We start from the raw sequence: 13,348 nt of genomic DNA, 5'->3' as shown, positions 1-13,348 counted from the left end.
GCCGATCACGCCCGAAATAAGGGCCGGCCGAATGCAAATGCACACGCCCCATCGGTGACGCCCTTCCTGGGCCTCAGCCACCGATCAAGAGGTGCCGGCGGGGCCTGAAGACCCCGGAAGGGCTTCGCCCACCGGCACTGCATTTACCTGCCAATTTAGTTCAAATTTTGGCAGTCGCGCAAACCTTATCTGATTTGCTGAACTTCGACAACCTCTGGGATGTAGTACCTCAACATATTTTCGATCCCAGACTTCAGGGTAGCGGTGCTGCTGGGGCAACCGGCACAGGCACCCTTCATCGTCAGATAGACGATACCGCGTTCAAAACCATGGAAAGTGATGTCCCCGCCATCCTGGGCAACGGCCGGACGGACCTTGGTATCCAGCAATTCCTTGATCTGGGCGACGATCTCATCGTCATCCTCATTCACCTGATTATCATCGGCCTGGGCCTGCAGCAGGACCGGCCGGCCGCTGGCAAAATGTTCCATGATGGCGCCCAGAATACCGGGCTTCATCACGTACCAGTCGCGGCCATCGGATTTGGTGACGGTGATGAAATCACCGGCCAGAAAGACACGGGTCACCCCTTCCACCGCGAACAGCCGTTCGGCCAGGGGGGAACGGCTGGTGGCATCCTGGCTGTCCGTGAAATCAGCCGTGCCGCTGCCCAGCACATCCCGGCCGGGGATGAATTTCAGGGTGGCGGGGTTCGGGGTTTCTTCGGTCTGGATGAACATTGGCAATAATTCCCATGGCGTCCCCCGGCATGGCCGGGATGTGGACCTGCTTTGCTGCCGAAGGTGGGACCGTTTGCCGATTTAATCAAGCACGCTCGCGCATGGCTGCCAGTTGCAGCCCCGCTGCAGGCGGGGCAAAGACGGCCGGGCTGCGATAAGGGCACAAGCTGTGTTCTCCAGGACACTGGCGGGCCCCGAAGCCGGCGCAGATACCCTCATGCCCGGCGCGGGCCTGCCGGACCAGATGGGTCTGCCAAGCCATTTCCAGGGCCGGATCGCCCGGCCCGACCAGATGCAGGTGCCGAACGCCCGCCTTTTCCGCCCAGCCCTGCAGACCTGCAGGCAGCGGGGTAAAGGGAAGTACCAGCACCGGCGTATCCAGGCCGGAGAGATGTTCCAGCGCCCCCCTTAGCCCCGGCAGACTGGTCGATGAGAGCGGTAGACCCGGCAAAGCCAGCTGGCACAATGTGACCCGACCGGGCTGCAGTCCCAATAAGGGCGATAACTCACGGGCCAGCCGGTCTGCCTGCCAGAGGGCGGGATCACCCTCCGCCGTTTCAAGGCCCCAAGGCAGCACCATCAGCAGCTGCGCACGGCCCTGCAGGCTGGCCGTCTCCAGCACCGGGGCGATCCGCCGCACCAGGGCCCGCAGCATCAGTGGATCGGTCGGGTGACAGCAAAGGCCCCGGTTGGCCTTACGGAAACCTGCAGCAGCCGTCAACCGGCGCCAGGCATCCATGGCATGGCCATTGCGCGGCGGGGTGTAAAACGGATCGGCCGGCAACAGCAGGGTTTCATCCGCCCGCCATGCCGCCACCTCATCCACCACCCGGCCCATTGCGGCATCGTCATGCAGCGGGGCCTGGAACAGCCGGACATCCCCCTGGTCCCACAGCTTTTCTTCCAGGGTTGTCAGCCAGGGGCCCTGGTCCGGTTCAGCCGGAAACAGGTCGCTGTCCGTCCAGCGCAGTGCCGCCAGCCGGGCCTTCAGCCGGCGGCGCCAGGGCGGCATTTCCGGCTGAAACGCCGTCAACAGGCGCTGCAGGTAGGCAAACACATCCGCCCGCTGCGCGGGCATTGCGTGGCGCAGCAGCACCACGGCAATGCGCCATCGGGGGGACGGATAAAGCGACATGGGCGCGGCCGTTTCCGAAAAGGGATCAAGCCTTTGTCGCAGGTTGCCAATCGCGGATCAAGCCTGCCAGCCGGGTCACATGTTCCGGCGGCGTCTCCTTGATGATGCCGTGACCCAGATTGAAGATGAACGGCCCCTGCCCCAGTTGATCCAGCAGCGACAGGGTGGCCTTCTCCAGGGCCTCCCCACCGGCCAGTAGCACCACCGGGTCCAGGTTGCCCTGCACCGCCACCTTGCCCTGCAGGTGGGCCGCCGCCCATTCCGGCGGGACCGAGGGGTCGAGCGAAACGGCATCCACACCCGTCTGTTCCACATAGGAGACGAGATTGAGACCGGCCATGCGCGGAAAGCCAATGATCGGTACCGTCGGATGCAGAGCCTTCAGCGCGGCAACAATGCGCCGGGTCGGTTCCACGGAATAGCGTTGGAAATCGGCGGCACTCAAGGCGCCGGCCCAGCTGTCGAACAGCTGCAGCACCTCCGCCCCGGCCTTCACCTGGGCGGACAGATAATCCACGGTGGCGGTCACCAGAATGTCGATCAGCCGGTCGAACCCGGCCGGATCGGTATAGGCGAAGCGCTTGACCTTGGCATATTCCTTCGACCCGCCGCCTTCCACCATGTAGCAGGCAACCGTCCAGGGCGAGCCGGCGAACCCGATCAGGGTGGTCCGGTCATCCAGGGCGGCCCGAATGCGTGACACGGTTTCATAGATGGGGGCCGCCCTGTCGTGCATTCCCTCCGGTTTAAGCCCCGCCAGACCGCTCGCGTCACGGATGGCGTCCAGCACCGGCCCTTCCCCCTCGGCGAAGCGTAGCCCCTGTCCCAGGGCCCAGGGGATGATCAGAATGTCGGAGAACAGGATCGCTGCATCCATGCCATACCGGCGCAACGGCTGCAGCGTCACCTCGCAGGCCAGTTCCGGGTTCAGGCACAGATCGAGAAATCCACCGGCCTGCGCCCGCACCTGGCGGTATTCCGGCAGATAGCGGCCGGCCTGACGCATCAGCCAGAAAGGCGGCGGGGTCTGGGTCTGTCCGGCCAGGGCGGCCAGCATCGGCTTGAACGTCATCTCGTCTTCTCGGCTGCACACGATTACGCCGGGGCGTGCCCGACATCCGGTTCCCGATCTCGGGGTCTCCACCCGACCTTATCCCATCCCTTCCCTATAACTCTTTATTTTTTTAGTTAGGATGTAGGTAAGAAGTAGGGCCTGTGGATAACGGTAATTCCCATTTGTCCGCATCTTTGTCCACAGGCTGGAAGGCCTGTTTCAGGTGTGGAAAAGTTCTGTGGAAAAGCGTGCGCACGATTGGTTCATTTTCCAGGGAAATCCTTGTTTCGCAGAGGCTGCGGATTCTGGGGATAAAAGTGCAGTCAGGCCCGATTCGTCCTTGATTCACCCATGGGTCTGCGAAACTCATCCCCCGTCCAGCAAGCGGACTCATGGAATCCGGGCTTACCTTGATTGAATCGAGGGCTTGGCGCATTTTGCCGACTTGTTCACAGATGCGCTCCCCTTTGTCCCCAGGATGGTCCCCTGCAGATGCCGACAACCCCGCCGCCCCCCATCCGCCCCCTGCCCGCCAGCCCGGCCAAACCGGCGGGGGAAGTGCGCAGCTTTCACCTGCATCTGGTTTCCGATGCGACAGGGGAAACCATCAATTCCGTCGCCCGGGCCTGCACCAGCCAGTTTGAACAGGCCGAACCGGTCGAACATTTCTGGAATCTGGTGCGGACCGAACGGCAGCTGGACATGGTGGTCGATGGCATCCGGGAAAATCCCGGCATGGTCATGTTCACCCTGGTGAATGACAAGCTGCGCCGCCGCCTGCAGGAAACCTGCCGGGAGCTGGGTATTCCCTGCATCCCGGTGCTGGATCCGCTGATCAATGCGCTGGCAGCCTATCTGGGGCTGGAAAGCCAGAGCAAGCCCGGCCGCCAGCACGCGCTGACCGCGCAATATTTTGACCGTATCGACGCGATGGATTTCGCCCTTAACCATGATGACGGGCAAAGTGCCTGGGGTCTGCATGATGCCGACGTCATTCTGGTCGGGGTCAGCCGTACCTCCAAGACGCCCACCTGCGTCTATCTGGCCAATCGCGGCATCAAGGCGGCCAATATCCCCTATGTCCCCGGCTGCCCCCTGCCGCCGGAACTGGACCTGTTGAGCCGGCCGTTGATTGTCGGTCTGACCAAGGATGCCGAACGGCTGGTGGCCATCCGCCGCAACCGGTTGCGCCTGTTGAACCAGGGCGACGACACCTCCTATGTCGATCCGGAAAAGGTGCGGGAAGAATTGATGGAGGCACGCCGGCTTTACACCCGCAAGGGCTGGCCGGTGATCGACGTCACCCGCCGTTCGATTGAGGAGACGGCGGCGGAGGTGATGATGATCCTTTCCCGCCGCCGCCCGCAACTGATGCCGCATGGGGTCGCCGTGGCCGCCGCCCCCTCGGCCCCTGCAGGCAAGACTGAGGAGGAAGCCTGATGTCGGCCTTTCTGTCAGCCGAACCGGTAATCCTGGCCTCCGCCAGCCCGTCCCGCCGCCGCATGTTGGAAGCCGCCGGGCTGGAGGTCCATGCCGAGGCCGCGCGGGTGGATGAGGAGGAGATGAAACATTCCGGCAAGGCCGCCGGGATGCGCCCGCCGGAGGTGGCTGAGGCGCTGGCCGACCTGAAGGCGGCCAAGCTAGCGCGCAAATATACCGGCCCCTATGTCATCGGCGCTGACCAGATGCTGGAATGCGATGGCGTCTGGTATGACAAACCGATTGATCGGTCCGATGCATTTACGCATCTGCGCGCCCTGTCGGCCCGCACCCATCGGCTCTATTCCGCCGTCGTGGTGTTTCATAATGGTGCCCGTGTCTGGCACCATATTGATCAGGCAGAACTGACCATGCGGCCTTTATCGGATGGCTTCATTGAACGCTATCTGGATCTGGCGGGTGACGCGGTGCTGGGCTGTGCCGGTGCCTATATGCTGGAAGGGTTGGGCGCCCAGTTGTTCAGCAGGGTAAAGGGTGATCATTTCACCATCCAGGGGCTGCCTTTGCTGCCTCTGCTGGATTTCCTGCGCGTGCGGCGTCTGCTGCCGGTTTAACAAAGGGACTTTGATGATGGTGACCGGCAAGGCGTTGCTGGCAGGTGTGATGGGCTGGCCGATTGGCCATTCCCGCAGCCCGTTGCTGCATGGATATTGGCTGAACCAGTATGGCATCGATGGTGCCTATGTGCCGCTGGCGGTACCGCCGGATCGGATTGAACAGGCTTTGCGTGCCCTGCCCGCCTTGGGTTTTCGCGGCTGCAATGTCACCGTGCCGCATAAGGAGGCGGTGTTCAGGCTGGTGGATCGGCTGGATGACAGTGCGCGGCGCATCGGGGCGGTGAACACGGTACTGGTGTTGCCCGATGGCTCACTGGAAGGCCGCAATACCGATGGGTATGGGTTCTGGCAGAGCCTGCAGGCCGGCGCCCCTGCAGGTTGGGATGTCGGCAGCGGTGCAGCGGTGGTGCTGGGGGCCGGTGGTGCTGCCCGTGCCGTGGCCGTGGCGCTGCTGGATGCCGGTGCCCCTGGCATCCGCCTGTTGAACCGCACCCGCGCGCGGGCAGAGGAACTGGCCAGCGATCTGGCCGATCCGCGTCTGCAGGTGCTGGATTGGGAAGACCGGGCCGAGGCCCTGCAGGGGGCGGCCCTGCTGGTCAATACCACCACCCAGGGGATGCAGGGTCAGCCGCCGCTGCAGATCGACCTGTCGTCCCTGCCCGGCACCGCCCTGGTGACGGATATCGTCTATACCCCGCTGATCACCCCCTTGCTGCAGGCGGCTTTGGATCGCGGCAATGCCATTGTCGATGGCTTGGGCATGTTGCTGCATCAGGCCCGGCCCGGCTTTCACGCCTGGTTCGGCACGGATCCGCAGGTGACGGATGATTTGCGCCGGCATGTGCTGGGGCTTGCATGATTGTTCTGGGACTGACAGGTTCCATCGGCATGGGCAAATCCACGGCGGCCGCGATGCTGCGTCGCCTGGGCTGTCCGGTGCATGATGCCGATGCCACGGTGCATCGGCTTTATGCCCGTGGCGGTGCGGCGGTCGCCCCCATCCAGGCGCTGTTTCCGCAAGCGGTGCGGGATGGGGCGGTAGACCGGGTGGCCCTTTCCACCGCCGTGCTGGGCAACCCGGCCGCCCTGCAGCGCCTGGAAGCTTTGGTGCATCCGCTGGTGCAGAAGGCGTCGCGCGACTTCCTGCGTCTGCAGGCAAAACGCGGCATGAAGCTGGTGGTGATGGATATCCCGCTGCTATATGAGACAGGCGGCCGGGCGCGTGTGGATCAGGTGCTGGTCGTCTCTGCCCCCCGCTTCCTGCAGCGCTCACGCGTGCTGGCCCGGCCGGGTATGGATGCGGTGAAGCTGGATCGTATTCTGGTTCGGCAGATGCCGGACGTGCTGAAGCGCCGGTTGGCGGATTATACCGTGCCGACCGGTTTGGGCCGGGCCGTCACCTTCCGCCATTTGGCCCATATCGTTAAAACCCTGCCTCTGCAGGCGGCTGGCCGGGTCTGGCCCCCACGCCGCCTGCCCCGTGATCGAATGTCCCCTTTCCTCAGCCGCTGGAAAAAGCCCCATGCGTGAGATTATTCTGGATACCGAAACCACCGGCCTTGATGCGCTGAATGGCGATCGGCTGGTGGAGCTGGGCTGTGTGGAGACGTTCAACCATATCGCCACCGGCAAGGTGCTGCACAAATATATCAACCCCGAACGCGACATGCCTGCAGAGGCAGAGGCAGTTCATGGCCTGTCTGCAGCCTTTCTTTCCGACAAGCCGGTCTTTGCCGAGGTGGTGGGCGAGTTTCTGGATTTCATCGGCGACAGTACGCTGGTGATCCATAATGCCAGTTTCGATATGGGCTTCCTGAATGCGGAGCTGGCGCGGCTGGGGATGCCCAAGCTGACCAACCCGGTAATCGATACGGTGAAGATTGCCCGCCGGCGCTTCCCCGGTGCTGCCGCCAGCCTGGATGCGCTGTGCCGCCGGTTTGAGATCGACAATTCCAACCGCACCCTGCACGGCGCCCTACTGGATGCCCAGCTGCTGGCAGAGGTTTATCTGGAACTGATGGGCGGTCGCCAGCCTGACCTTGTGCTGGCCGGTGGGCCGGCGTCGCAGGCGACGGATAGCGGCCCGGTGGTGATCAAACGCGTGGCGCGTCCCCCCCGCCCGCACGCGCCAACCGCAGAAGAGCTGGCGGCGCATGAGGCTTTTATCAAGGGCTTCAAGTCACCGCTGTGGCTGGCGGAGTGAGGTGTTTCACGTGAAACACCTCACGTTTCGTGTTTCTGAATGATGGATGTTGGTCACACCACCAACACCGTTGCCCCCGTCGTTGCCCGGCTTTCCAGTGCCCGATGCGCTTCGGCCGCATCCTGCAGGGCGAAGCGCTGATTGATGTTGACCTTCACCGTGCCGTCTTTCACCACGGCGAACAGGTCATCCGCCATGGCCAGCATCTCATCCCGTGTCCCGGCGTAATGGCCGAGTGACGGACGGGTGATGAACAGCCCGCCCTTCTTGTTCAGGATACTGATATCCACCGGCGGCACCGGCCCGCTGGCATTGCCGAAGCTGACCATCAGGCCGCGCCGTTTCAGGCAATCCAGGCTGCGGTCAAACATATCCTTGCCGATGCTGTCATAAACGACATCGACACCCTTGCTGCCCGTCAGTTCCCGCACCCGGGCCACCACATCTTCTTGCCGATACAGGATCGTATGGTGACAGCCATGGGCCTGTGCCAGGGCGGCTTTCTCTGCACTGCCCACGGTGCCGATCACCGTGGCTCCCAAAGCCTTCGCCCATTGGCAAACCAGCAGCCCCACCCCGCCGGCAGCGGCATGGATCAGGATCGTGTCACCCGGCTTCACCACATAGGTCTGTCGTAGCAGATATTGCGCTGTCAGCCCCTGCAGCAGCATGGCGGCGGCAGTTTCATCATCCAGCCAGTCCGGAAGCTTGATCAACCGATCCGCCGGGATCAGCCTTTGTTCGGCATAGGCCCCCAAGGGTGAATTGCCATAGCCAACCCGGTCGCCGGGTGCCAGATAATCCACTCCTGGCCCCACCGCCAGCACCACGCCCGCCCCCTCCATACCGGGGGTAAAGGGCAAGGGAGCGGGATAAAGGCCGGTGCGGAAATAGACATCGATGAAGTTCAACCCCACCGCCTTGTGCTCGATCAGCACTTCCCCCGCTGCAGGTTGGCCGACGGTCACGGGCTCCCAACGCAGCGTCTCGGGCCCGCCATGGCTGTGTACGCGGATGGCATGGGTCATCACTTCACTCCTGCGGAAAAGAAAAGGGCCGGCGCAATGGCCGGCCCTGATCATGCAAGCGGGAATACTCAGCCTCTGCGATGATCATCACAGGGCCTGTCCTTCATCATCACGCCAGGTTCTTGGCGAAGAATTCCGCCGTGCGGCCATGGGCAATGGTGGCGGCGCGCTCATCATAATGTTTGCCGCCGATGCGGGTGAAGGCATGGTCCTGGCCTTCATAGGTGTGGAGTTCCACCAGCGCGTTGCCGGCCAGCGTCTCGCGGATTTTGGCCTGAGCCTCGGGCGGCACGAAACCATCCTTCTCCGCAATATGCATCAGCAGCGGATGCACGATGGCGGACGCCTCACCCAGGCTGGCCTCAATGCCCACACCATAATAGCTGACATTGGCATCGGCGTCCGTGCGGGTGGCCATGAAATAGGCCAGCTTGCCCCCCAGGCAGAAACCGACGGAGCCGACCTTGCCAGTGACGCCGGGATAGGCGCGGATGAAATCCAGCGTGGCTTCCAGATCTTCCACGCCCTTTGTCTCGTTGAAACCCTGATAGAGTGAAAACGCCTTTTTCCATTCCTCTTCCGTCTGGTCGGTGATGGAAACGCCGGGTTCCTGGCGCCAGAACAGATCGGGGGCGATGGCAAAATAACCTTGCGCCGCGTACTTGTCGCAAATGGCACGCAGGTTGGCATTCACGCCGAAAATTTCCTGAATAACGATAATCGCTGCGCCCTCGCCCCCTGCAGGGGCGGCGAGATAGGCATTGAAGCTGCCGCCATCATTGGCCTGGATCGTAACCTCGGTCATGGGAAAAATCCTTCACAAGGTGGTGGTGAAAAAGGGTCGGATGAAAGCACTGACATAAGGGCCCCGACTATTTACGCCCCAAGCAGGCGACGCAGTTCTTCGGGCCCTGTCACGGGTAACGAACAGCTTTGCTGACGACATACATAAGCCGTCGCCAGATTGTTAACCATAGCCTTTCCCGTGGCTGGATGTCCGGGGGGAATTTCATCGCAGGCTGAAAAATGCAGGCTGATCAGGTTGGGCAAGGACAGGCTGTTGGACGCCTGCTGCAGGGCCTGCAGCCCTTGTTCCCCCGGTTGCCCGATCAGCACCAGTTGGATGCCGTTATGGCGCAGGTCAATACCATTCAGATAGGTTGCCAGGGGGAAGAAGTTCCGCCCCACCTCCCCGGCGAAGGCGGTGATCAGGGCGTCGGCCTGCTGGCGATATTCATCCTTGCCGGTCAGATACCAGAGGCGGCTGAACAGGCCAACCAGGGTGCCATTGCCTGCAGGCACGGCATTATCATGGGCATGACGGGGCCGCATGATCAGCCCTGCAGCATCATCGGCGGTGACGAAATAGCCGCCATCGGCATCATCATGGAAATGCTTCTGGATCAGGCCAACCCAGCGTTCGGCCTGATCCAGGAAGCGGCGGTCCCCGGTTGCCTCATACAGCGCCGTGGCGGCACGGGCCATATTGGCATGGTCTTCCAGCGTGCCATCATGCCGGGCACGGCCGTCGCGCCAGCTATGGTACAGCCGCCCATCCGGCCGGGTCATCTGACCGCTGACAAAGGCAAAGGCGGTGCGGGCGGCCCCCAGCCAATCGGCCCGGTCGAACAGAACCGCCGCCTTGGCCATGGCGGCGATCATCAACCCGTTCCAGTCGGCCAGCACCTTATCATCCCAACCGGGACGCACCCGGCCGGCGCGGGCCTGCAGCAGGATGGCGCGGCAGCGGGCCAATCTTTCTTCCGTTGCCGGATCGCTCAGCCCCGCCTGCCCCATGCGGGTCAGGATATTGTGATCTTCCCAATTGCCCTCTGCCGTTACCCCATAGGTCTGGCAGAACAGGTCCAGATCATCGGCGGGCAGCAGGCGTTGGATTTCCGACAGGCTCCAGACATAGAAGCGGCCTTCCTCCCCCTCGCTATCGGCATCCAGGGTGGCGGCGAAACCGCCGCCTTCGGCCACCATCTCCGTCAGCACCCAGCCGATGGTCTCCTCAATTCGGGTGGCCAGCAGCGGGTTGCGCGTCTCCGCCCAGACCAGGGCCATCAGCTCCACAAGCTGGGCATTGTCGTAGAGCATCTTTTCGAAATGCGGCACCAGCCACATCTCGTCGGTGGAATAACGGGCAAAGCCGCCGCCCAGATGATCATAGATGCCGCCCTGCGCCATGCAGGACAAAGTATGGGTGACGGCGGCGCTGAATTCCGGCTTACCGCTCAGCCGATAGGCCCGCCATAGCAGTTCAAAGATGGAGGGCTGGGGGAATTTGGGTGCCTCCCCGATGCCGCCCCAGCGCGGATCAATTTCGCGCACCAACTGACCCGCCACCTGCACCAGCGTATCGGGCCCGACATCGCTGCCCGGGCGCCCCTGGGCCAGTCGCAGCATGGCATCGCGCAATGCTGTGACATTGCGCTGAACCTTGTCCGGTTCCCTGGCATAGGTCGCGGCCACCCCGCGCAGTACATCGGGGAAACCAGCGCGGCCCCAGCGGGCCTCTGGCGGGAAATAGGTGCCACCCCAGAAAGGTTGCCCATCGGGCGTCAGGAACATGGTCAGCGGCCAGCCACCCTGCTGGCCCAGCAACGCCAAGGCCTGCTGATAGATCTGGTCAATGTCCGGCCGCTCCTCCCGATCCACCTTGATATTGATGAATAGCTGGTTCATCAGTTCGGCGATGGCCGGATTCTCGAAACTCTCATGCGCCATCACATGGCACCAATGGCAGGCGGCATAGCCGACCGACAGCAGGATGGGTTTTCCCTCCGCCTTGGCCTTGGCCAGCGCTTCTGGCCCCCAGGCCAGCCAATGGACGGGGTTGTCCTTATGCTGCAGAAGATAGGGGCTGGTCTCTTCTCCCAACCGGTTACCGCTGGTGCTGTTGGCGTTTGTGGACATTGATTCTCTCCTGCGGCGCTGCCACGCCGCTTCTCTTTTCGTCATTCTGCCAGACAAACGCGTCAGGCCCATGACTCTCATTTAGTTTATCCTTGTGTTGAACCCAGGGTGCGGGAAAAATCCAGCCCGAACCGGAACATGGCTGACGCACTCTGTTGCGCCAGCAACAGCGCGAAAGGTGCGGCATGAAGGTCACGATCGATATCGACTGTACGCCGGAGGAGGCGCGGACCTTCATGGGCTTGCCCGATGTGCAGCCCATGCAACAGGCGCTGATGCGGCAGATGCAGGATCAGCTTTCCGCCAACATCGCCGCCATGGACCCGGAAACCATGTTCAAGACCTGGCTGCCCATGGGGCTGCAGGGCTTTGAACAGTTCCAGAAATTAATGTGGTCGCAGATGTCCAACGCCATGGGCACCGGGCCGAAGGATGGCAAGAAGTGAGCGACGATCCCGCCCTGTATTTCCGTGCCCATGTGTTCTGCTGCACCAATGAGCGGGAGCCGGGCCACCCCCGTGGCTGCTGCCGCGAAAAGGGCGCGGATGAGCTGCGCGATTATATGAAGAAGAAGGCCACCGGCCTGGGTCTGGGCAAGCAGGTGCGCATCAATAATGCCGGCTGTCTCGACCGCTGCGAGCTTGGGCCTTGCTTGGTGATCTACCCGGAAGGGGTCTGGTACACGTTCCGTGACAAGGCCGATATTGATGAGATCCTGCAGACCCATCTGGTGGAGGGCGCGCGGGTGGAACGGCTGATGCTGCAGCCGCAGGACAAAAAGCCCGAAGATATTGCCGCCCGTCAGGGCTGAGCCCTTCCCGCCCGTTCCCTTCCATGTTCCACGTGAAACACCGCTGATGCAGGCCGATACGATTTTTGCCCTGGCCTCTGCCGCCGGCCGTGCCGGGGTGCAGGTGATCCGGATTACAGGCCCCGCTGCAGGCCCCACCCTGCAGGCGCTGGCGGGTACCCTACCCCGTCCGCGCATGGCCCGGCTGGCGGGCCTGACCGATCCGGCGACCGGGGAGCTGTTCGACAAGGCCCTGTTGCTCTGGTTCCCCGGCCCGGCCAGCTTTACCGGTGAGGATGTGGCGGAACTGCATCTGCATGGCGGGCGGGCGGTGTTGAACGCGGCCACCAGCGCCCTGACCCATCTGGGCCTGCGCGTGGCCGAACCGGGGGAGTTCAGCCGGCGGGCCTTTGAGAATGGCAAGCTGGATTTGACCGAGGCCGAGGCCATCGCCGATCTGGTGGATGCCGAAACCGCCGCGCAGCGCCGCCAGGCCCTGCGCCAGATGGAAGGCGCCTTGGGCCAGCTTTATGAGGGCTGGCGTCACCGGCTGACCCGCGCGCTGGCCCATCTGGAAGCCGATATCGACTTCCCGGAGGAGGATTTGCCCGGCGGCCTGTCCGACGCCGTGCGCCCGGTGGTGTTGGCCTTGGTGGAGGAGCTATCCGCGCATCTGGCCGATCAAGGCCGGGGGGAGCGGCTGCGTGATGGGATTTCCATTGCCATTCTGGGGGCACCCAATGCCGGCAAATCCAGCCTGATGAACGCGATTGCCCGGCGTGATGTGGCCATCGTCTCCAACCAGGCCGGCACGACGCGCGATGTGATTGAGGTGCAGTTGGATTTGGGCGGCTATCCGGTTTTGCTGGCCGACACGGCGGGCCTGCGCGATGCCGCCGATCAGGTGGAAAGCGAAGGCATTCGCCGGGCACTGGACCGGGCGGCCAAGGCGGACCTGAAACTGCTGGTCTTCGATGGCCTGTCCGATCCCGACCCGGCGACCCTAGCCCTAGCCGATGGCGATGCGCTGTTGGTGATGAACAAGGCTGACCAGCCGGGCGCCACCCCGCCGCTGTCCGCCCAGCCGGTGCTGCAGGTCTCCGCCCGCACCGGCGACGGCGTGCCGGCGCTGCTGCAGGCATTGACCGATGAAGTCTCCCGCCGCTACGCCCCGTCCGGTGCCCCGGCTCTGACCCGCGCCCGCCACCGGGCGGCGCTGGAGGAATGCCGGGAGAACCTGCAGCGGGCGCTCTCCGCCTCCCTGCCCGAACTGGCCGCCGAAGATGTCCGCCTCGCCGCCCGCGCCCTGGGTCGCATCACCGGGCGGGTGGATGTGGAAGAATTGCTGGACGTGATCTTCCGGGATTTCTGCATCGGGAAATAGCCCCACCCCAGCGGCGGCGCGCTATGACCCATGCGCAC

14 protein-coding genes are annotated in these 13,348 nt (G+C 63.3%); 8 read left to right on the top strand and 6 right to left on the bottom strand.

What is annotated here, in order from left to right; genetic code table 11:
- Positions 1–185 precede the first annotated feature (185 nt).
- From CHB97_RS14825 to hemE, 3 genes are all read right to left on the bottom strand, one after another.
- On the bottom strand, positions 186–740 hold the full coding sequence (locus tag CHB97_RS14825; RefSeq protein WP_089288762.1) for a NifU family protein: 555 nt from the start codon (positions 738–740) through the stop codon (positions 186–188).
- An 85-nt stretch (positions 741–825) separates the two neighbouring features.
- Positions 826–1,875 carry a hypothetical protein gene (locus tag CHB97_RS14820; protein ID WP_089288761.1) on the bottom strand — a complete coding sequence of 350 codons (1,050 nt, stop codon included), beginning with the start codon at positions 1,873–1,875 and terminating at the stop codon, positions 826–828.
- Between the two features lie 25 nt (positions 1,876–1,900).
- Positions 1,901–2,947: a uroporphyrinogen decarboxylase gene (gene hemE, locus CHB97_RS14815; protein WP_089288760.1), complete on the bottom strand. Its 1,047-nt coding sequence runs from the start codon at positions 2,945–2,947 to the stop codon at positions 1,901–1,903.
- Between the two features lie 540 nt (positions 2,948–3,487).
- On the opposite strand from hemE, the gene CHB97_RS14810 reads away from it, so the two are divergent.
- The 5 genes from CHB97_RS14810 to dnaQ are packed head-to-tail and all read left to right on the top strand — an operon-like array spanning position 3,488 to position 7,189.
- The gene (locus tag CHB97_RS14810) at positions 3,488–4,369 is read left to right on the top strand and encodes a pyruvate, water dikinase regulatory protein (protein ID WP_089288863.1); all 882 of its coding nucleotides are present in this window, start codon (positions 3,488–3,490) and stop codon (positions 4,367–4,369) included.
- Positions 4,369–4,983 (top strand): nucleoside triphosphate pyrophosphatase, encoded by a 615-nt coding sequence (locus tag CHB97_RS14805; protein ID WP_089288759.1) that lies wholly within the window; start codon positions 4,369–4,371, stop codon positions 4,981–4,983. The genes CHB97_RS14810 and CHB97_RS14805 overlap by 1 nt, the downstream gene beginning before the upstream one ends.
- Positions 4,984–4,996: 13 nt before the next feature.
- The gene (locus CHB97_RS14800; RefSeq protein WP_089288758.1) at positions 4,997–5,845 is read left to right on the top strand and encodes a shikimate dehydrogenase; all 849 of its coding nucleotides are present in this window, start codon (positions 4,997–4,999) and stop codon (positions 5,843–5,845) included.
- The gene (coaE, locus tag CHB97_RS14795) at positions 5,842–6,516 is read left to right on the top strand and encodes a dephospho-CoA kinase (protein WP_089288757.1); all 675 of its coding nucleotides are present in this window, start codon (positions 5,842–5,844) and stop codon (positions 6,514–6,516) included. The genes CHB97_RS14800 and coaE overlap by 4 nt, the downstream gene beginning before the upstream one ends.
- Positions 6,509–7,189 carry a DNA polymerase III subunit epsilon gene (dnaQ, locus tag CHB97_RS14790; protein ID WP_089288756.1) on the top strand — a complete coding sequence of 227 codons (681 nt, stop codon included), beginning with the start codon at positions 6,509–6,511 and terminating at the stop codon, positions 7,187–7,189. Before coaE ends, dnaQ begins: the two co-directional genes overlap by 8 nt.
- Before the next feature lie 53 nt (positions 7,190–7,242).
- On the opposite strand, the gene CHB97_RS14785 is transcribed toward dnaQ, so the two are convergent.
- The 3 genes from CHB97_RS14785 to CHB97_RS14775 form a co-directional block, all read right to left on the bottom strand.
- Positions 7,243–8,217, bottom strand: a complete 975-nt coding sequence (locus CHB97_RS14785; protein ID WP_200819956.1) for a quinone oxidoreductase — start codon at positions 8,215–8,217, stop codon at positions 7,243–7,245.
- A gap of 109 nt (positions 8,218–8,326) precedes the next feature.
- The gene (locus CHB97_RS14780) at positions 8,327–9,022 is read right to left on the bottom strand and encodes a dienelactone hydrolase family protein (protein ID WP_089288754.1); all 696 of its coding nucleotides are present in this window, start codon (positions 9,020–9,022) and stop codon (positions 8,327–8,329) included.
- Between the two features lie 71 nt (positions 9,023–9,093).
- Positions 9,094–11,136 (bottom strand): thioredoxin domain-containing protein, encoded by a 2,043-nt coding sequence (locus CHB97_RS14775; RefSeq protein WP_089288753.1) that lies wholly within the window; start codon positions 11,134–11,136, stop codon positions 9,094–9,096.
- Between the two features lie 185 nt (positions 11,137–11,321).
- Here CHB97_RS14775 and CHB97_RS14770 point away from each other — a divergent pair, with 185 nt between their 5' ends.
- From CHB97_RS14770 to mnmE, 3 genes are read left to right on the top strand one after another with little or no spacing between them, the layout of a single operon-like run.
- Positions 11,322–11,582 carry a DUF6489 family protein gene (locus CHB97_RS14770; RefSeq protein ID WP_089288752.1) on the top strand — a complete coding sequence of 87 codons (261 nt, stop codon included), beginning with the start codon at positions 11,322–11,324 and terminating at the stop codon, positions 11,580–11,582.
- Positions 11,579–11,947, top strand: a complete 369-nt coding sequence (locus CHB97_RS14765; protein ID WP_089288751.1) for a ferredoxin — start codon at positions 11,579–11,581, stop codon at positions 11,945–11,947. The genes CHB97_RS14770 and CHB97_RS14765 overlap by 4 nt, the downstream gene beginning before the upstream one ends.
- 46 nt (positions 11,948–11,993) lie before the next feature.
- Positions 11,994–13,310, top strand: a complete 1,317-nt coding sequence (mnmE, locus tag CHB97_RS14760; protein ID WP_089288750.1) for a tRNA uridine-5-carboxymethylaminomethyl(34) synthesis GTPase MnmE — start codon at positions 11,994–11,996, stop codon at positions 13,308–13,310.
- The last annotated feature ends 38 nt before the right edge of the window (positions 13,311–13,348 follow it).

Origin of the sequence: Azospirillum sp. RU38E, from assembly GCF_900188385.1 — a bacterium.
Taxonomy (GTDB): domain Bacteria; phylum Pseudomonadota; class Alphaproteobacteria; order Azospirillales; family Azospirillaceae; genus Niveispirillum.
This window is presented reverse-complemented; position numbering and strand designations above follow the sequence as displayed.